The 20775-nt window shown below is 33.1% G+C and carries 20 protein-coding genes and 1 other annotated feature; of the genes, 2 read left to right on the top strand and 18 right to left on the bottom strand.

What is annotated here, in order from left to right; all coding sequences use genetic code 11:
• Positions 1-361 precede the first annotated feature (361 nt).
• The 4 genes from AABL52_RS11880 to AABL52_RS11865 form a co-directional block, all read right to left on the bottom strand.
• Entirely contained in the window at positions 362-1312 is a 951-nt protein-coding gene (locus AABL52_RS11880; protein WP_341519476.1) for a magnesium transporter CorA family protein, read from the bottom strand.
• 285 nt (positions 1313-1597) lie between these two features.
• Positions 1598-2623: a ParM/StbA family protein gene (locus tag AABL52_RS11875; RefSeq protein ID WP_341519475.1), complete on the bottom strand. Its 1026-nt coding sequence runs from the start codon at positions 2621-2623 to the stop codon at positions 1598-1600.
• A 35-nt stretch (positions 2624-2658) separates the two neighbouring features.
• The gene (locus AABL52_RS11870; RefSeq protein ID WP_341519474.1) at positions 2659-3000 is read right to left on the bottom strand and encodes a peptidase U61; all 342 of its coding nucleotides are present in this window, start codon (positions 2998-3000) and stop codon (positions 2659-2661) included.
• An 85-nt stretch (positions 3001-3085) separates the two neighbouring features.
• Positions 3086-3361, bottom strand: a complete 276-nt coding sequence (locus AABL52_RS11865) for a general stress protein (RefSeq protein ID WP_341519473.1) — start codon at positions 3359-3361, stop codon at positions 3086-3088.
• A 119-nt stretch (positions 3362-3480) separates the two neighbouring features.
• Between AABL52_RS11865 and AABL52_RS11860 the strand changes: the two genes are divergently transcribed.
• Positions 3481-3636 carry an acyl dehydratase gene (locus AABL52_RS11860; RefSeq protein WP_232289219.1) on the top strand — a complete coding sequence of 52 codons (156 nt, stop codon included), beginning with the start codon at positions 3481-3483 and terminating at the stop codon, positions 3634-3636.
• Between the two features lie 132 nt (positions 3637-3768).
• On the opposite strand, the gene AABL52_RS11855 is transcribed toward AABL52_RS11860, so the two are convergent.
• The 3 genes from AABL52_RS11855 to AABL52_RS11845 form a co-directional block, all read right to left on the bottom strand.
• Positions 3769-4098, bottom strand: a complete 330-nt coding sequence (locus AABL52_RS11855) for a hypothetical protein (protein WP_197244043.1) — start codon at positions 4096-4098, stop codon at positions 3769-3771.
• A gap of 399 nt (positions 4099-4497) precedes the next feature.
• Positions 4498-4620 (bottom strand): flavoprotein, encoded by a 123-nt coding sequence (locus AABL52_RS11850; protein WP_000564623.1) that lies wholly within the window; start codon positions 4618-4620, stop codon positions 4498-4500.
• A 370-nt stretch (positions 4621-4990) separates the two neighbouring features.
• Positions 4991-5620, bottom strand: coding sequence for a DUF1349 domain-containing protein (locus tag AABL52_RS11845; RefSeq protein WP_341519472.1), 630 nt, complete (start codon positions 5618-5620; stop codon positions 4991-4993).
• Between the two features lie 101 nt (positions 5621-5721).
• Positions 5722-5947, bottom strand: a binding site (T-box leader).
• A 331-nt stretch (positions 5948-6278) separates the two neighbouring features.
• Here AABL52_RS11845 and AABL52_RS11840 point away from each other — a divergent pair.
• Positions 6279-6644, top strand: coding sequence for a YxeA family protein (locus tag AABL52_RS11840; RefSeq protein ID WP_000714881.1), 366 nt, complete (start codon positions 6279-6281; stop codon positions 6642-6644).
• A gap of 35 nt (positions 6645-6679) precedes the next feature.
• Here the strand turns inward: AABL52_RS11840 and AABL52_RS11835 are convergent, their stop codons facing one another.
• The 11 genes from AABL52_RS11835 to AABL52_RS11785 all read right to left on the bottom strand — a co-directional run bounded on the left by AABL52_RS11835 (position 6680) and on the right by AABL52_RS11785 (position 20427).
• Positions 6680-7390: an alpha/beta hydrolase gene (locus AABL52_RS11835; RefSeq protein ID WP_341519471.1), complete on the bottom strand. Its 711-nt coding sequence runs from the start codon at positions 7388-7390 to the stop codon at positions 6680-6682.
• A gap of 103 nt (positions 7391-7493) precedes the next feature.
• Entirely contained in the window at positions 7494-7949 is a 456-nt protein-coding gene (locus AABL52_RS11830) for a TspO/MBR family protein (protein ID WP_341519470.1), read from the bottom strand.
• Positions 7950-8081: 132 nt separating this feature from the next.
• Complete coding sequence (locus AABL52_RS11825) at positions 8082-9512, bottom strand: cryptochrome/photolyase family protein (protein ID WP_341519469.1); 1431 nt, start codon at positions 9510-9512, stop codon at positions 8082-8084.
• 110 nt (positions 9513-9622) lie between these two features.
• Complete coding sequence (locus AABL52_RS11820; protein WP_098313821.1) at positions 9623-10204, bottom strand: PadR family transcriptional regulator; 582 nt, start codon at positions 10202-10204, stop codon at positions 9623-9625.
• A 76-nt stretch (positions 10205-10280) separates the two neighbouring features.
• Complete coding sequence (locus tag AABL52_RS11815) at positions 10281-11804, bottom strand: MDR family MFS transporter (RefSeq protein WP_341519468.1); 1524 nt, start codon at positions 11802-11804, stop codon at positions 10281-10283.
• 215 nt (positions 11805-12019) lie between these two features.
• Entirely contained in the window at positions 12020-13237 is a 1218-nt protein-coding gene (locus AABL52_RS11810; protein ID WP_341519467.1) for an NAD(P)/FAD-dependent oxidoreductase, read from the bottom strand.
• A 174-nt stretch (positions 13238-13411) separates the two neighbouring features.
• Positions 13412-14437 carry an alpha/beta hydrolase gene (locus AABL52_RS11805; RefSeq protein WP_341519466.1) on the bottom strand — a complete coding sequence of 342 codons (1026 nt, stop codon included), beginning with the start codon at positions 14435-14437 and terminating at the stop codon, positions 13412-13414.
• 257 nt (positions 14438-14694) lie between these two features.
• Positions 14695-15216 (bottom strand): carbonic anhydrase, encoded by a 522-nt coding sequence (locus AABL52_RS11800; protein WP_341519465.1) that lies wholly within the window; start codon positions 15214-15216, stop codon positions 14695-14697.
• 79 nt (positions 15217-15295) lie between these two features.
• Positions 15296-17920: a DUF2309 domain-containing protein gene (locus AABL52_RS11795; RefSeq protein ID WP_341519464.1), complete on the bottom strand. Its 2625-nt coding sequence runs from the start codon at positions 17918-17920 to the stop codon at positions 15296-15298.
• Entirely contained in the window at positions 17920-19452 is a 1533-nt protein-coding gene (locus AABL52_RS11790; RefSeq protein WP_341519463.1) for an NADH dehydrogenase subunit 5, read from the bottom strand. Before AABL52_RS11790 ends, AABL52_RS11795 begins: the two co-directional genes overlap by 1 nt.
• 612 nt (positions 19453-20064) lie before the next feature.
• Complete coding sequence (locus AABL52_RS11785; RefSeq protein ID WP_341519462.1) at positions 20065-20427, bottom strand: DUF2294 domain-containing protein; 363 nt, start codon at positions 20425-20427, stop codon at positions 20065-20067.
• Positions 20428-20775: the final 348 nt, after the last annotated feature.

Here is a 20775-nt window from a genome sequence, read left to right as displayed (position 1 = left end):
TTATAATTTATTTCTCAACATAAGACATATGGAATTAGAAGAAAACAATTGTTACTATATAAGTATCTCAATTACGTTATTTCTTTTAAAGAGAGCTTGTTTTCTAACGCAAGTTCTCTTTTGTCATATTCTAGGAAGATTTCAGATGGTGAGTCTGCCCATGTATATGATATAGTTTTTAAATAAAGATTAGAGCCCTCCTTCACGTAGGAGAGCTCTAATCTTCCATATAAATATTCACCATTTTTTCATTGCAGGGACATCAAAACTTTAACTTGATGCGGATATTGCACACCCCCTATTAATAAATATTACTAACCATATTTCTAGGTTAATATCTATCATATTTAAAAAAATAAGATTAATTAGATTTAAAAAAGGATTTCTTTTTCTTTACTCGTAATAAATCGCCTGTCCATCCTTTAAATCGCATATACATATACATACTTCCTGTTGTGAAAATAATAAATAAGAGAGCGATTAAATAGCTATATTTCCATTCTAGTTCGGGCATGTATTTAAAGTTCATGCCCCATAATGCTCCTAAGGCCGTCAAAGGCGTACTTACAGCAGTTAATACAGTAAGAGCTTTCATAATCTCATTCCCACGATGAGAAGAAACAACTTCTTGTAAATGAATCATCGTGTCTAATTCTTCTTGGTACTCTTTAACGAGTTGTAATCCACGCTCTAATTTTACGTGTGTTTGTTTATAACAAAGGGTGTTTGTTATGTTTTCTAACCAAGCTTCCTCCAATCCTTGTAACACTTCTTGTATTAAGCGAAACACATGTGTATTCATAAATAATTCATGACGAATATGATAAATTCTTTCTAAAACCGCTATGTTATTATGATGATAAAAATCCCATAACACATTTCTGAAATTGTTTTCAAAATAGTCAACCTTTCGTAAATAGTGAGATATAAATATTGATAAGATAGCACATAGTCCTTCAGCGGAACTATTACAATTTTTTATACCTATAGGAAAATTATGTATTAATTTTTGAAAATTCTCTTCCTCTTTTTCCTGGACCGTTATCAGTATTCCATGAGCTACGAAATAATGAAGGAATTTTTGAATTTTGGCGTCCTTTTTATCTTGATCATATAAAAACGAACCATATACGCAAGTTTGACTTGGTGATAACGTATAAACATATAATCCATTTTCACAAGGAGAACTTATTTTCTTTACAAATTGAGAGAAATAAGATGTTACATCACGAGGGATTATAGAAGAAAGTTTTTCAAGTTCACTAGTTTTCACATGATACCAATTCCATTTCGGCATTTGTATGCATTCCATATTATTCTTCCTTTCTGAATAGTTTTATGTTTGATCGAATAATATCCGTAATATGCAATTTGTATGTAGGTATTCATGTCTTGGAGGAAAAGTTTTTAGATCATCTAAATTACAAGCTAAATGGTATAGGAGGTCTTCTTCTGTTAGAAGGAAGACCCCCTATATATTAGTTATTTTTATTCTCAATTTTAAACATTTCCTCTATACAAGTACTTTTTATTTATATGTGGAAAAGAAGCTACATAATTTGGCACGTCTATTCAACGAACTCCTTTTCAGTCGTCATTATAATTTGGATTCATATGCAGATGGATTGGTGATGTCGTCAAATACTTGACTTCCAATCATATAGTATCCATGAAGTGCAGCCTCTTTCGAAGCGTCTACCATACGGAAAGAAGAAATTTCACCTTGTATTTTTTCAATTCGTTTTTTGTGGAGATCTACTATTCCTCCTGTCCAAATAATAGTGTCATACTGGTCTAACTTAAATTGTTCTTGTAATACACGCATAACGTCTTGGAAGTGTGCATCCAACTCTTTTTGAATCAAAGTATCAACCTGATTTGTCTCAGGATTTTCTTCTCGACCTCCATATCCTTTTTCTAATATGTTTGGCATGTCGTTAATATGCAATTGATTACTTTCACCCGCATGATTCTGCAAGATATTCTTAATATTTTTCAAAGGCTTGCTACATCCTAGCTCTGTCTCATAATGATTTAAAATGACATTCTGTTTCATATCTGTCATTTCTAATGTACGAAATCCACCATCAATAATTAAGATACGATCTCGTTCCTGAATGATTCCCTCTTTTAAGAAATAGGCATGTAAAGCGACCGGTTGCTGAAGAATCAAAACATTTTCCACCGTAATATTAATAAATTTCCCATCGATTTGCACGGAAGTTTCTTTTTTTAGTGCACGTTGTAATTGCTCATGCTGACTACCAAAACAAGTAACTGGAAGCCCGGTAACAACTAAAGGTAACACGACATTTTCTTTATAATCGTTTGCAATGCAACCAAATATTTGTTGTTTAAACTGTTCGCTTTCATAATAATTTTCTATTTCTTCGTCAAATGGAGGAAGAAATGCAGCGTCAGATTGATGTGCTTCATTTCCCATGTAGTATGCAAAGTCTAAATCTATAAAACTTACCTTTGTTAAATCGTCACTTTCAGCATGATTAGGTACAGGGGCTAGTGTAGAAGCTTCACTCTTAATCGTCACCTCAGAATCTACATCCTGTCGATATGCCCGCTTAGTAAAACCAATTCCTACATCAATTGCATACAGAGATTTCATACTTTTTTCCTCACTTTCTCTTTTTAGAATTAAATCTAAGCACTCTCTTCTTTCCCTTCTTTTATATATTTCTTTTCATCTTTTTTCTTTTTGCTATTTTCGTTTTCTGTTAAGTCTTTAATGGTAGAAATGACAACTGGTGTGGCTGTAAGCAGTTGTGGTAATGTTTGTTTTGCAACATTAGCTGCATTTACAGAGAATTGTTTACTTGTCTCAGTTACCTTCTCTAATGTTTCCTTTATGTTTCCTTCTTGTAGTTTGTCTTTTACACTTTTTCCTTTTGTTTGTATAGCTTTCCGATTTTCTTTTTTTAATAAGGAGACCATGACTCCGGTCGTAATCCCAATCACAGCATATTTAAATATCGTATGTTTCATTTTTCTCACCCTTCTCTACTTTTATTTTCTTTCATACTACAACCTAGAATAATTAACTTACCTATTTATCAGATGTTGCAATCTATTAGAGAGAATAATAGTTTTGCGGCTGCCTACCACTCGCCGTTAGTGTTTCATCTGTTACTAGGAGTAAAATTCTCCCTTGATCTAGTTTTTCTTCATATAAGTTAGCTTCCTCCTTCGACAACCCCATTTCCTCCATTTGATTTCGGAGCTCGTCCCCTTTTTTGGAGAAAAAGTTGATAATACTTGTGCCCAACCCTTGTTCTTTTACTTTCATAACTACTTCCTGCTCATTTTCATATTCATGAACCACCGGTTTTCTTTCATTCTTATGCATGGTATTTTTCCTCCTTTAGATTTTTTATTTTTTTATTTAGTTGTTATGTAATATGTAATACACCTATTTTAAAGATATTAAACCTAAATTTTCAAAAAATTTAACACAATAGGTTATTACTGTTTTTCAATATTAACGAGATGTCACAAGCACTTTCCTTTGATAGCAGTATTACAAATAACGATTTGTTTGGCAGGCAGGCCCCTTATTTTATAGAAAATTTCTATTTAGAAAAAGTTACAAAAGGAGTACAAGATACTTTTTTCGTTAATTAAATCAAAAGAAAAATAAAAAAAGCACTCCTTTTCAAAGAGTGCTTTAAAAACATATAACCTAATAAAAATGAAAATATACAACGATACTAAATATACAAACTTTGCATAAAAAAATGATTTTATAGCCTCGTTTTAATATCCATGCCCGCTTTGCCAACCACCGTGTCCACCCGGCCAACCACCATGTCCACCTTGCCAGCCGCTATGTCCGCCTTGCCAACCACCGTGTCCGCCCGGCCAACCACCGTGTCCACCTTGCCAACCACCGTGTCCACCTTGCCAACCACCGTGTCCACCTTGCCAACCACCGTGTCCACCTTGCCAACCACCGTGCCCGCCTTGCCAACCACCGTGTCCGCCTTGCCAACCACCGTGTCCACCTTGCCAACCACCGTGTCCACCCGGCCAACCACCGTGTCCGCCTTGCCACCAGCCTGCATAGCCTTGTCTCTGTGAGTTCATTCCTTCGCATCCCTTCTTATTAAAAATTCAAATACTGTAACTGGGTATTCTCTAAATATAATTATGTATCCCAAAAATAAATGTATCCGCAAACATCTCGATTATCGGTAAAGTAATTATCTAATAAAAAAACATTTATTGTTGCAAATCTAAGCTCTATTTTTTTTACTTTTTTAAAAAATTTTTTACTATTTTATTAGCATACTTTTTAGATTCAATTTCATCATAGTTACTTAGTATTACAATAGACAAATCATTACTTGGGATCATTTTTCAACATTACATCAGATTCCATAGCTGTGCTTTAGTTATACAAGAAAAAACGATACTTCACTATTGAAGTATCGCAAAAAAACCATTTACTTACATTATTATGACTATAGCCCTATCCGGTATTAGTTACTCACCTAAAATTGCAACGGGGCTAAACGATTCATAATGAATCAATTCCTTTTCTATACTATGTTCTTTTAATACTGGAGCCGTTGACTGCACAATTTGTATTGTTTTCTCGTCAATCATAAATGGTACATCCCTTCGTATACAATGTTTTTATAAAACATTGGCATTATTTGAAATTCACCTTTAGCAATTTCATTTTTTACTTTCCACTCCAGGATATCTTTTTTTAATTGTTATGGATCTAAACTGATCCAATAGTGATTCTGGTGCAATTGCTCTGAAGTTTTTACACTAGAACCTTCTTATTTACGCATTGAAAAATGTTACCTATAACGGAAAAGCCCAATTTCTCTATTTAAACAAACTGCAAGTAACCACTCATCCTTAGAGTGAGTGGTTACTCGGTATTTTTATATAAAGAGCCATAAAAATAATGTCAGCATAAGAAGATTCAGCAGTAGAATAATGATGGATAAGAGCCTTTACACTTTTAATAAACTTTTGTATTATCATCTATATTTTCAATCTTAATAAATTCAAACTCTGCTTCATACCCATCTCCTTGTGGACTGCAAGCATAAATGCCAACTTTCATGCAATCTTTTTCTTCAAAAAGGTGAGCCATTCTTATTTGTTTCCATAAATCCCCGTCTAATGAATAATCAACATAGTAATTATTTCCCCTTCTTGTTATGCGATAATAAAGAGAATTTAAATCTCCAAAAAACTCCTGACTAGACCAATCAGAATATCCATTCTTTGTTACAACAACACCTAATTTACTATTGTCATCAGGTATATACTCAACCGATGTCTTTAACCAAGTATCTTTTGAAAATCGAACCATTAAACCTGCTTGATCATATCTATTCACTGGTTTAGATTTTACTTTCGTAATCAATCTAAAGTCTCCATTTAGTTCATAGTATAAAAAATGTCCATTATCAACTTGAAATTCATAATGTGTTTTTTGCCAGAAATCTGTCTCTTTATCCGGTTTGATTATTAACTTCGATTTATTGCTATTAACCTCCCAATCTTTAGGTGGAGAAAACCATTTTAAACTTTTATCAAATTCCGCATTATTAAATTCTTCTATTAACTTATATTGATTGTCCATGAAGAATATCCCCTTAATCTTTTATATTTATTAATGAAGGAACTAACCTTTTTCAAATTTTTATTTTAACTAGATAAAATAAAAAAAACTCCCGTTCCTATAAAAGGGACGAAAGCTAATCCGCGTTGCCACTCTAGTTAAAAACGTAAAAATATACGCCCTCCACTTAAATTATTAACTGCTTGTAGCTGGAAACGATTACGAACTTCACATTGAATTGTTCCTCATTTCCCTCAAGGACGGATTCACACGTTCCTTCTATCAGTTTACACCACCCACCGACTCTCTAAAAAAACTACTTGTACTATTTCCCTTTATCGCTTTCAAACAATATATATTTTAATTATCATCACTTTACAATAATTCTGTGTATTTATCAAGGGATGTTTTTCAAAATAAAATATATTCATAATTAATTCACGAAATTATATTTCCTAATATATAAGGAGGTTATATTTTATCTAGAAATATTGTATTTTGCATAAAAGCCACGAAGATATAAATAAAAAATGATACGATTTGCACGAAAGAATAACCATACAATGTTATCCCTCCTTTAAACACCTATTTAAGAAAAACTTAAGAAATTCACTTCTAAATTCATAAGAATTTTTTCCTATACTTAAAAATAAGTAATTTAACAAAAGGAGAAACGGTCATGAAGAAATTTGTAATTTGCATAATAGGAATAGGTCTTCCTATATACTTACTACCTTTCATATTACGCGGTGATTTAGACAGATTTAATCCGATTGCTGAAGAAAAAAATGTATATGCGGTTGCAAAAGGATATGGTGTTCCGGATTATCATCATAAAGGACGAGCTATGTACGCCCTAAAAGGTGTTGATGAATTAAACAATGAAAAAGAATATAAAGTTGGAACGAACACGCCTAATGATTTTATAAGAAAAACTTACTTGAAAATTCATGTGAAAGGAAAGTATGTGTATTCTTACGACATTATCACTGAAGAGGATATTCCGAAGAAAATAAGAAGGAAATTGGAAATAGAAGTTAAATAAAAGAGCCCACTCGTATGAGTTGGCTCTCCGGTCTATCATTGTTTTAATAACCATTCTTCAATTACTTTCACTGTTTCATCTTGTTGTGCTTTTGATGTAATTAAGCTCGCATTATCACCTTTTTGCTCACCATACATGCCAAAATGAGCATGGTTTCCGCCTTTTATCATGTGCATAGTTGTATTTTTTGACATTAACTTTTTATTGTTCTCTATTTTTTCTACAGTTGCTAAAGCATCTACTTCTCCATAAATTGATAACATCGGGATCGATTTCGTAGAGAAGTCATCTGCAGGATAAGAGCCTAAGAAAATGATTCCGTCTACCTTGTCTTCATGCTGAGAGGCATACTTAGAAATCATAGCTCCCCCCATTGAATGCCCTGCAACATACCATTTTTGAACTTTAGGATACTGTTCCATTACACTGTCTACCGCATTGATTCCAAATATCGCTAAGTTTAATGGTAACTTAGGCATTACTACAAAATGCCCATCTTTTGCAAGAGCTTCCCCTAAGTAACTGTAAGCCTCAGCTTCTACTTTAGCTCCTTGATAAAAAATAACCCCTATTTTAGCATCTTTCTCTCCAAAAATGATATTACCTTCATCTTTTTTATCATCTACTAACGACAAAGCCTCTTTCGTTGGTTTATAAGTAAACTGAGACCAAACAAAAAAACTAATACTTCCTATAAGTAAAATACCTAGTAAAGAGTACAGCATAATTTTTATCCATTTCTTCACAAAGATGACCTCCCTAAGATGTATATATTCTATATTTTAGATTTTCATTCATACACATAAAAACTCGAGCATTTTTATTATGCTCAAGTTTTTATTTACGTCTTTAATTTATACTGTAAATTGTCCAAGATAAATATGTAGCAAATGTATCCCATACAAAATATGGAATTAGCAACCATGTCGATACTTTAGATAATTTGGAAGAAACTACTATGAGAAGTAACGTAGTAATAGCGACAAGTAAACAATCTACTGTTGCTAAAAATAAATTTTTTTGACTAAATTGAAAATAGCTGAACGCTTGATTACACATATAATTTAAAAGGAATACGAACCAAAATGTTTTTGGCTTACATCCATATTTGTTGTAAATAATTGTAACCGACAATGCAATAAATCCATATAGTACAGCCCAAACTATTCCGATTGTCATACCAGAAGGTGTCCAAGACGGCTTTTCTAACGCATCATACCAAGTACGATCAATAGGAAATAAAATACTAGAAACATAAAACAAACCATATGTTAGTAAAAATACTAGAATACTAGATTTTTTCATAAACATTCTCCTTTTTCGATAGAAGGTTTTAGAAACTCTATATGATTCGTATACTCTTTCAATGAATACAACTTTAATACGCAAATAGACATTATAACTTTTACATATCAAATTCATATTGACTCGTGTATTTTATATAAATTCTTTCATACTTTTATATGCACAAAGTGCTCTCTCTCGTGCTGCCTTATGATCAACAACTGGCAAAGGATATGTATGACCAAGCGTTATATTGGCCTTTTGTAAAATATGCTCAGGTGCTTCCCAAGGTTTATGTATATATTTATTAGGCATATCTCTTAATTCTGGTACCCATTTTCTTATATACTCCCCACCTTTATCAAACTTTTCTCCTTGTGTGATGGGATTAAAAATACGAAAGTACGGTGATGCATCTGCCCCACTTCCAGCAACCCATTGCCATCCCATTGTATTATTTGCAATATCAGCATCTAGTAGTGTATCCATAAACCATTTTGCTCCTTCTTGCCACGGAATTAACAAATGCTTTACAAGAAAAGAAGCTACAGCCATTCTTGCTCGATTATGCATAAAACCTGTTTGCCACAGTTCCCGCATTCCCGCATCAATAAACGGATAACCAGTTTCACCCTTCTGCCATACTGTTAATAACTCCTCTTCATTATTCCATGGAAAATGTTCAAAGCTCTTATTAAGAGGTTTATATACTGTAAATGGATAATGATATAGCAAATAATAAGAAAACTCTCGCCAAATGAATTGACGTATAAAACTATTCACTTGTTTTTCAAAAAGACTACATTGTCTTTCGGTACTTTTATTGATTAAGTAATGATACATCCATCTCACTGATATTTGGCCGAATGAAAGATAAGGTGCCAACATCGAATGAGCATTTTCATTTGGAAAATCTCTTCCTTCACTATAAGAGGCTAATTTGCTAGAGAAAAATTTCTTACATGTTTTATATGCCCCTTCCTCTGTAGGCTCCCACATTGATTCAATATGAGATGTCCACGGTATAGTCGGCAGCAAGTGTAATTTTGAAACAGATAAGCTTGCTGGTAAAGAGTTTCCTCCCTTTATACGCTGCACTTTACTAATAGGTTTAGGTATTACCTGCTTTTGAAATGCATTGTAAAAAGGCGTAAACACCTTATATTCAGTGTTATCCTTCTTTTTTATAATCCACGGTTCTAATAATAAATGTGAATTAAATTCCTTACAAATAATACCTTTATCTTCTAACATCATTTTCATTTTTTGATTAGATTGTAATCTTTCCGGATCATAACAAATATTCCAATATACAGCCGTTATACCTAACTGTTCTATGAGAGAAAGTATTTCTTCCTGTGTATTTCCTTTGCGAATTATTAAAGTAGAGCCCAATGCCTCAAGTTGCTTCTTTACATCTATTATTGCATGGTGTAACCACCACTTTGACGCACTCCCCATTGAAAAAGTTTCATCATGTACATATACCGGAACAACCTCACCGGACTGAGCAGCTTCAAATAGAGCTGGGTTATCATATAAGCGAAAATCTTTTTGAAACATAACGATAATTTTATTTTGCATGGCTATCCTTTCTCATTCTTAAAGCACAATTCATTTTTTATTAGAACAAGTACTTCTTTTATTTTTAGATGATTATAACAATCGTTCTTTTTATTTTATAATCTTCTTCATTATAAACATTGATTTTCTATCTCTCTAAGTACATCATTTCCTATATTATCTATCTTTTCATTTTTTATGTTATGATATAAACTCTGTAAAATCTTTAACTCTGTTCTTAAATGTAAAATGACACTAGATAATATATATAGCTTAGCTAAACTCTCTTTTCCACACTTCTCTTCATATACTTTTTGAAGAGTAGTAAGATATAACGTTAGTTGAGAAATTTTAATTTTTAGCTGTTCTAGAATTAATTGTTCCTCCCCGTATTGTGCAAAAAGTAACGCTTCATATATAGGACGATGCATATCCTCTTTCTTTATCATTTGCTCTAATAATAAATGCTCAAATTCTTGTTTACCACTTTGAGTAATACCGTAAATAGTCCGTTCAGGGCGTTGTTCATTACGAATAATATCAACAACTTCTATAAAGCCCTTCTTTTCAAGTTGCTCAAATGTATAATATAAAGAGCCTTTTGTAATTTTTATATAATATTTCATTTCACTATTTTTTAAAAGTTGCTGGACTTCATACGGATGTCTATTCTTCTCCATAAGAAGACCCAGCATAAAAAGCTTTGTATTCATAACTCTCCACTCCTTAATAACCTATACCAATAGTATAAGCTAAAAATAAGCAAAGAATCTTTTTGTTTTATAAAATTTATGAATTCAAATTCACTTTATTATCCTTTGTACCAGCTTTGACATTCCCCATAAATAATATTGCCATAAACGAAACGATAATTGGAATTAAAGCTAATAGAAATACAGTAGTAATCGAAGATGACATAGCGGCTATAATTTTTTCAAGAATAAAAGTAGGGATACTGACCCTTATATCTGAGCGAAATATTGCACTTGGATCACCTAGATTATTTAACATGCTGGAACTGTGTTCTATTCCCTTAAAAGCATCCTTTAAGTTAGCTGTAAAGGTACTATTTTGAATGGAGCCAAAAATCGTTACCCCAATTGTCATACCTAGTGAACGAAAGAATGAATTTGTTGAAGTAGCTGAACCACGGAATCTCGGTTCCATATTATGAATAGAAACTGTAGGAAGTAAAGAAAACGAAAATCCAACCCCAAATCCCGTTATAATCATGTATATCGTTAAAAGTGCACGGCTTGTTTGCGGATCCATCGTTCCTAATAAATACATACCTATCCCAAAGGATATTACAGATAATAACATTAAGTTGCGGTAACTAATTTTCGTTTGAAATATTCCGCCAATGGCACTACCTACGACAGAACCTAACATCATTGGTGTTAAAATTAATCCAGCATTAGTTGCTGTTCCACCATATACAGCCTGAACAAAAATAGGAATGAATACTGTTAAAATAACAAATGTTGCTCCATAGAAAAATGTAATAATTTGAGATATTGCAAACTCCTTACGCTTAAACATCCAAAATGATATGATTGGATCTTTCACTTTTCTTTCTACCAATAGGAAACCAATAAAAAATACAATAAACGATGTAAATAACCCAATGATTTGTATCGAATCCCACTTAAATTCTTTTCCTCCTAATTCTAAAGCGAACATTAAGCTAATTACTGCTATTACGAGCGTTATCGCCCCCCACCAATCAATATTTTGCTTAGTAGGTGGATTATTTTCTTTATAAGCTTTTAAAATAAAAATTAATGACATTAAACCAATTGGAATATTGACGTAAAAAATCCAATGCCAACTAATATTTTCTGTTATATACGCGCCTAATAAAGGTCCTAATACACTTGAAGAACCAAATACGGCCCCTAATAATCCAGTCATTTTGCCTCTTTTTTCAATAGGAAAAATATCAAATACGATGGTAAAGGCGATTGGCATAAGTGCACCCCCACCTATACCTTGAATTGCACGATAAATACTTAGCTGAACAATACTTTGCGCAGTACCACATAATGCAGAACCAATTAAGAAGATTAATAAACCAAAAATATAGAACCTCTTTCTACCATACATATCAGATAATTTCCCAAAAATAGGCATACCAGCCATAACTGCAACCATATAAGCAGAAGTAACCCAGACGAATTTATCCAATCCACCCAAATCTGAGACAATTGTACCAATTGAAGTAGCAACAATTGTATTATCCATTGCAGCCATTAAAATGCCTAGCATTAAACCAGCTATTACTAAGCGTAAGTTGGTCTCTTTTGCAACCATACCTCTTTCCTCCTTTGTTCACATCCAACAAAATAAATAGTCTAATTAAACTATATACTCATTATAGTTTAATTAGACTATTTTTCAATAAAAAAATAAACCCCCCCAAAATATATTGGAGAGATTACAAATGTAGAATTGCTTCCTATATAAAATAATTAAAACCGTTAAAACGATCACTTCTTTATACTACTGTGATTTTGCGTACATGTAGCTTACTCATTTAGTTTTGGTCTAGTTTGTAAATATAAATTCAAATCCGGACTTGAACCGCTAATAATTACATCTCGCATAATTTTAGAAAGTACCATACTATATACTAATCCATTATCTCCATACGCATAGATAAAGTGACAATTTGGAAACTCTTCATACATTCCAATTATAGGTAAACCATCATGAGTACCACCATAAAAAGCACTTAAATAAAATTCAGGTTCAACGGTTATATTGGGAAAGAGCTTATTAAATTCATTCACTAATTTCTCTTTTTTATGAATTAATTTTGAATCTCTTTCTTGAGCAATGTTTGTATCTTCATCTAACCCACCTATAATAATCCTGTTATCTGCAGTAGTTCTCATATAAATATATGGTCTCGCAGTTTCCCATATGAGAGTACGTTTATACCAAGAAGATAAATCTTCCACAGGATTAGTCACAATTGCATATGAGCTAATCAGTGTAGCGTTCTTTTCCTTTTTAAATTCCAAACCTTCATATCCTGCAGCCACAATTACTTTGTTGGCAGTAATAGAATTGCCCCCTTTTGTATAAAAGATAGCACATTCTTTCTCTAACTTTTTGCCAACAATCTCTGTATCTTCATAAATGTGAACTCCTTTATTAGAGGCTTGTTCTAATAAACTATGTGTAAATTTATAAGGATTTATTTCACCATCATTATACGTATAAATAGCTGCACGTTTTTTAAATGGATATCTCTGTCCAATTTGTTCCTCTGATAGCCAAGTCGCTTTAAAATCATGCTTATGTAAATAATACAGTTCTTTTTCTAATTTCTTTATATCCTCTTCATAACTTGCATAATATAAGCTGTCACGTCGTTTAAAATCAGAGCAATAAGGTAAATTTTGATCAGCATATTCAATATCATTAATAGCTTGTTCACACAATTTCATATGCTTAACTGCATACTCTTCTCCAAATGTATTTACAAGCTCAAAAAACATCTTGTCACCTAAATATTGAATAAGTGCTGTATTTGTAAGGTTACTCCCGTGTCCTACCTTTCTTTTATCAACGACAACAATATTTAAATCTGATTCACTCAAATAGTATGCTGATTGAGCACCTGAACTTCCTGCTCCTATTATTAGTACGTCACATTTTATATCTTCTTCCAACCGAGGATAAGAAGGTGTATTAGAAAAAGTTGTGTTCCAATATAATTTCCCTTTCTGTAAATCCATTTAAAGTGCACCGTCCTAAATAAAATAGTTATATCCCCATCTGTATCTCCAAATCATTCTTACTATATACTTCTTATCAAATTTATTTTTGCTACCATTAGATTATTAGTGCAATATTTTGTTCACCCATATTTGGTATTAAACTAAGCTTATAAAAAGTTAATAGTATATATATTATTTATTTTCATTTAGAAATTTAAGAACTCGTTTAAAAGCTTCTTGACCTGCTGGAGTGTTCATTTTAAATTGAAATTCATGCGCCAACTCGCCAGAGATATTTTTATCAAAGAAAAGTGTATCTACAGGTACTCCTTTATTTTGTAAAGTAGAAGCTAATGCTTTACCTTGATCTTCAAATGATGCAGTATTTCCATCTGTGATGAACGTTGGTGGGTAATCTTTTGTAACGTGTTTATAAATAGAGGCGATTTCCATTTCAGGTGATGTTTCAAACTTCTTTTTCCCAAAGTAAGCCCAGCCAGTAGTACGCATAAAGTCTTGCACTTCTTTGGATGTTTCCATTTTAGCTAATGCAGGCATATTATACGGGCCGCAAAATAGCAATATACCTTTAATTGTAGAAGGAGCAACAATAGCGTCAATTCCGGTTAATTTCGCATAATCTGGAGATGTTTGAATAGTAACAAATTGTCCAGATATTTGCGCTCCCGCAGAATCTCCTGCAAAATACAGGTCATCTAGTTTTACATTATATTTCTTTGCATTTTCTTTTATATATTCGTAAGCCTCACCAAGTTGTAGTACTGGTGTAGGATACTTTCTTTTAGGAGCAAGAGCATAATTTATATTTATCACTGTATAACCACGAGCAGCTAATTCTACTGCATAACCAGTAATGTCTGATTTATCTCCACCTACAAATCCACCCCCGTGTACCCAAAAAATAACAGATGTTTTTTCCGTAAGATTTTTGGGATAAATAATGTCTAATGTACCATCAGGAAATTTAGAATTATAATTAATATCTTTAACAATTCGTGTCTCTTTTAGAGCGTTTTTATAATTGTTAGATTGAACAAACATTCCACCTTCAAATGCTTTTTTTATGAGAAACGCTTTTGGAATAGGTGAAACATTCCAAAAAATAACTCCAGCAATAATCAATCCGAAAACAATACAAATAGTTAGTAGCATTCTTTTTTTCCATATCATTTTAGGTTTTAACTGTTTTATTCTCATAATTAAAGAATCTCCATTCTTTTTAATAATAACCTTGAAATAAATCACAACATAAATTTTTATTTTCCGCCTGCTAATCCCTCCTTAAAATTTCATGCAAAAGGTTATATATTTTTATTATATACATATTAGATATCTCCTATAAAACACATTAAAAATTCAAACAAAAAGAGCAAAAGATCCCCATTTATAGAAGATTTCTTTTGCTCTTTGTAAAGGACACAAGTCCAAATAAAAGTTGCTTATCTATCGATAACTTACACATAAGAATGCATTTTTTTCGCTACTTTATTAGCAGAAACTTTGACAACCGTTTCTTTTCCACCAGTTTTATCAATCATAAAACCGCGAACTTTAATATCAGAAGGCACTAATGGATGATTACGAATCATATCTATACTCTTTTCAATATTTTCACTAACATTTTCTTGTCCACTTAGCCATGCATTCAGGCTACCACTTGAAAATTCAGGCATGCAATTTTTAAAAAGATAGTCTAATTCTATATTATCTTTTATGAAATCATTTTGAGTTTGTAGATTAACGGAAGAAGTTTCTTTATCCTCTATTCCGACAACAAAAATTTCTTCTACATTTTCTTCATAAATAGCAATAATAACAGACCTCATTATCTCTCCATAAGGATGTACAATTACAGAATCATAGCTGTGTATAGTCAATATGTTTTCTTGTTGAATGTTAGTTACTTGTTGGATAATAGGCTCTATTCCGTGTTCAATGTCTGTTAATAATAATACTTTTGTATTCTTTGAATTCATATGGAGCACTCCTTCTTCATAATTGTATTTATGAAACTTTTAAACTAGTAACGATAGTTGATTATTCATTACATGATTGTTACCAGTTTTTCCAGCGTCCCTCTGGATCAATACTTGCAAGTCTGACCCATCGATTTTGAACTTTTTCTCGAAATGTGAAATCATTATTTAGCAAGCGTTCTATATATTTAGTAGGCGCTTGAATTACAATTAATAAACGAAGTGGTGAATGATACGTTTCACTATCTGACTGCATAACGGATTGCCAAGGTAAGCCTGGCAACAGGTCACTTGCATTCCCTTGCATAACACCGAGACCCGCCGTTACGGTTTGGGTTGTTTTGTTTCCACTACCATAATAATGAGGAGCTACAGTTGAAGCGTAATATTGTAAATTTATCCACTGCGCTACTGTTCCTGGTCCCGCAATGATGCTAGCTAATATATCGCCACTTTCATCCTGTTTCCAATCATAATTATGAAGGAAAGCCCTTCCTTCTAGGTCACAATCCTGAGTTAATTCTCGTTGTCCGATAATAAAAGATGCATTACGGGCTAATCCCCATTCCGGACGTATTTCACTCCAATCTTCTGCAAATCGATGTGCCTCTTTACTCGCATTTTTTATTTTCGTTTTAAAATTAGGTAATTGCATTAAACGCTCTCTATTTGCATGTTGGCTCACATTTGGCCTAATCGACTCGATACAATCAAATGCTTCTTGCGCAGTTTCCGAAAGTTCTGGAACGTAAATCCATTCCAATTCGTCCACTGTTGTTTTATGTTCAGCTGCTGCAAAAATGGTATCCTCTGGAATGTTAATGCCTTCAGCAGACAAAGCCTCTCTTACTTCTGGAAGATTACATAAAGTAGCAAAAACTTTTGCATTGAATCCCCCTGCTGCTCCGCCACAAGCACCACACTCAAGCGCTGCAGCATAAGGGTTGTTCGTACTTTGACTACTATGCCCGCACATTACAACTAAAGGCGCGAATTTTTCTGTTAATCCCACCATTTTTAAAGCTTGACGCACATAGTTCACTTTTTCTTCTTTCGTAAAACCGATAGGTATCTCACATTTTGTATCATGAACATGATTAAGTGAGAATGTTGTATCAGGTTTTTGTAACATCGTTTTACGAAGGTTACGAAGGAAACTACCTACTCTTCTTGGCACAAAACTCCTTGTCACCATTTGTAGACCAAGTAAAGGGCCACTTACCTCAGGTAGTAACATACTTGTCAGTACATTTTGTTTCATCGTTTTAAACGTATAGCTTACTGAGCTATCTATCTTCTTACGTTGTTGATAAGATTTATATTCATTTTCATCCGTGAGCTCTTTTATTTGATGTTTCGGTTTTAATATAACTGGCAAAGAAGGATGGCTGTCATTACTACCTAGTTCACTAGTGGCAATTGGTAACCCAAAGAAACCAGCTATTCCAAACGTTTCGAACGGACCTAATTTTTCTAGATAGCGGCGAAACGGTTCTGAACGTACATCAATACAGAATGCTAATTGAGCTAGTACACGTTTTTTATCATTAGTTGCACGTTGCTTAGAAGCAATCTTCTCCCTTAATTGCTCTGCATGCGTCTGTTCCCAAGCTTCTAGCCAAAGTTTTCTGCGAATATTTTCATCAAAACGATAGGCAAATGCTAATAATTCGCTTTGTTCAGCTGCAGACATTTGTGACCATTCCAGGGTTGAAATATTCCCCCAGTAGATCCAAGAAGCTATAAGTGGGACAATCGCAATTTTTTTCTCAGCCTTTTGATTTTTTATAGGTAAATAAGGTTTTACAATGGCTAGCTCCATAGAAATTCGAACTGCTAAATATTCTATAACGAGTTCCTGCTCCTGGATTGATTGTTGGGAACGCCATCGTATCATTCCTGCCCACCCAGGCAAAGCAAGCAAGTGACCTTCAAGGTAAGCTTGCTTGTTAGATTCAGAAATTCCTAATTCAGATAAAGCTCTTGTTAAAGCTACCTCGGCATCCTCTGGCCAATCTTTTAAAACGCTACGCTCATTTTTACTGAGCGCTGGATCAAATGTAATAAGGTGATGCCATGCACGATACAAACCTTTTTCTCGATTTGGCATCGTCCAACTTGACCCGGAGTCATCAAGATATAATTTACACCATTTAATAATATGATAATTAAGAATATCAGATAGATTGTCTCCCTTTTGATTCTCTATCAGTGTACTTACAGGTTGCATAGAAGAGTCTTTCATACTTCCTGTATTTATATAATTCATTTCTTCTGCCAGTTTATTTAATTCTGGCGATGATAATAAACTAGAAGGTAATTCCTCTAATTTTAAAGCCGCTTGGCAAAACTGCTCCACTTTCTTTCGCGGGATATGAAAAGATTGTGAATCAAGCCAACGAGACAAGCCACTTTGTAAAAATGATTCCTCAATTTCACCTTTCGCCTTTGCCGAATGAATCATAGAAGCACTAGGATATATATCCACATTACGAGTTTCTTTTAACCAATCTGCAACTTGTTCAAATGATTGTTTTTCAAGTCCCATCCAAGGGTGATGAGCTGCAAATGTAGCAATCGGCCAAAGTGGTGCTACAACCCGGCTAGCAGATTCAACTAAATCATTCATATTCTTTTCTTGTACTTCAATGTTTGTCTCTTTCTTTTTTAAAGTTTCTTTCGTTACGATTGACTGTATGCTCATCACTGATTACCTCCCTTTGATACATAATGTTTTAGATAGCTTGGATGACTTTCTACTGAATTTTGTCTCGCCTCACCTACTCGAACGAACCAAAGATACATTACAGCAAATATAGTAGAGGATTGATTACGAGTAACGAGAGTACTAATAGCACTACCAAATAATAAGAGACATATAACAAAAATAACGGCTGAAGCTGAAGGTTGAACATTTTGATACATGTCAGTATGCAACCATTTATAAAGAGAATTATGAACGGTAAAGTAAATGAGAGAAAATCCAGCTAAAATAAATACGCCAACAATTCGCCCCATTCTTCCCTCTCCCAAAACAACAAGCTGTTTCCATGAAAAGTATAATGACCACCCTAAGATGAACGCACTAACTAATTCATACCCTTCTCCAGAAGTCGTAAACCAAAAAGCAATCGCTATAAATAATCCGAAAACACGTCCGACCATAATCCATAAATCAGATATCTTTTCATTAGACTGCTTCACTGCCCCAAAACGTTGCACGGAAGAACCAGCTTGTAAAAACAGTGTAGCTTTAAACAAACCATGTAAAATTAAATGAATAACAGCCGCTAAATAGGCTCCTAATGCGCATTGAATAAGCATAAACCCCATTTGTGCAATGGTTGATCCCACTAGCTGACGTTTATAATCAACTTGAACTAGGCTAATTCCTGTTCCGATTAAGACAGAAATACTTGAGAAAATTAGTAAAATGATTTGTGCAATATCATCATGAAAAAGAGGTGAAAATCTAGTTAACATGATACCGCCAGCATTTACTAAACCAGCATGCATAATAGCAGAAACAGGAGTTGGAGCAACAGCTGACTCAATTAACCATCTTTGAAAAGGCCATTGTGCTGCTGGAATCATCACAGCTACTATAATCAATAAGTTAATTCCTGTTTTCTCCAACGTTCCAAATTGAGCTACATTTTCATTCGTTAAAACTGATGTTAACTGCCACTGTCCAGTAATTTGAAAAAGCCAAATGATAGCTACTAGCAAAGCGATCCAGCTTATTATAAATAAATAACTAGAAATTTTTGTTGCTTCGCTAACTACTTTCCACCCTTTATTTAGCCCTATAAGTAAAACCAATCCTATAAGAGTTGCTCCCCAACAAATAATCATGAAACGGAGATCATTACTTAACCATGCGACTGAAGATACACCTGTAGTACATGTAAAAAGTGCAAAGTATTTTCGATATGAGCGATCTCCCAGTAAGTAGCGTATAGAAAAACGTTGAATGATTAAACCAATTGTAAGAACAAAGAATGCCATGAACCAAGCTAAAGTATCTAAATGCCAAGGACCTACAACGCTATCTCCATTGTGATTAACAAGTGCGAGTAAAGAAACCAATGAAGGCAATGCAGCGATACCAATATGGATATGAACAAAACGTAAAGGCATCCTTGCATGTAAAAACAATAATCCACTTAGCCAAGAAGCGCTAAGCGCCATAAAAAATAATGTTAACAGTGTTGATGAACTCAGCGAAATTAACATGTACAATACTCCCTTCCAAACGAAAATAACCTATAAAAATTTCTTTTAAGATAGTTTTTTAATTTCAATTTCCATTCACTCTTTTTAGTACATCGTTTTTTTCCATAAAAAAAACCGACAACTTCCATAATTCAATGATTTTATATCATCATTGAATTATGGAGATTGTCGGTTTCACTTCAACTAACTTGAATAAAGTTTTTTGAAGAGCTCCCATTTTATAGAGGATAATGTATGTATTACTCCTGTTAAAAAGAAAAGTATATTTCTGATCTCCTAGATTATGCAATCAATATATCAATTTATGTTATGTGCTATCTTTTCATTAAGAAGCTTTTTCATTTAGTCAATATTACATATTAAAAAAATGCTAAAGCCTTAATTATAGCAAACTGTTAAAATGAGCATCTATCAATTTTTTAAAACAATTATAAGATAAACCATATTAAGCAGTTTGTCAATTTCTTTATCAGTTTTGTAGATTTATTATACCTAAATAACTTCAAGTTTTTAATTATCAGCCTGTTAATAAAGTGCAAAACTTGTAGGTTTCTTAATCCTCCCACTACATTTTTAGTTTATCTTCCACTAATCTTAAGATGTTTTTTATTTTTAAAACTTTTCCTCAAGATTATGAATTAATTTAAAAATCATTACTCGTTCACCTGTACGGGAACTTATATCCGTATGAAAGCTTTTCACTTTCTCTCCAGTTAATTCTAGTATAATCTCTTTTAAATCTTCAATTCCAGATTCAACTAGCTCCGAACGATTTTTCTTTATCGTTAGCATACCGTCTTTTGTTTCGCACACAGTATATTCAGCCGGCGTTAAAATACCTTGTAAATTTACAATAATCATATCCCGTAATATATCTGTCTTAACGGATATAGACCCGCGTCCTAGATAGTCCTTTTCCCAGTGAGTAATTGCTTTACTTATCTCTGATTCAATAGAACCTTTTGAGTTTTTCATTTATGTATCCTCCTTAAATAAAATAAATTTACAATAACAATATAATAATCTGGATTAATTTTATTTTCAATTCCTAAGTAGAAATTATAAAAAAGAACTCTTATAAAGTGAAACTTTAATCAATGGGGGTTTTCTTCATCCTCCACTGATTATTAGTTGAACCAATCGGACTTTTATGGGCAGTTGATCCCCCACCTAACTTCTTTGCTTTCGCTGCATTTTGAGGTAGGGGTCTTACTGCCCATTAAAGCGGGATAAAGTTAAGTTCATAAACAAAAAGAAAAGCAAATGACCTTAATTATTAGATCACTTGCTTTTCTTTCATCATATACTTTCTAAACAACTCTA

The organism is Bacillus paramobilis, assembly GCF_038096195.1.
GTDB lineage: Bacteria > Bacillota > Bacilli > Bacillales > Bacillaceae_G > Bacillus_A > Bacillus_A mobilis.
Note: the sequence above shows the minus strand (reverse complement) of the source record. Positions and strands in the feature narration are given on the sequence as shown.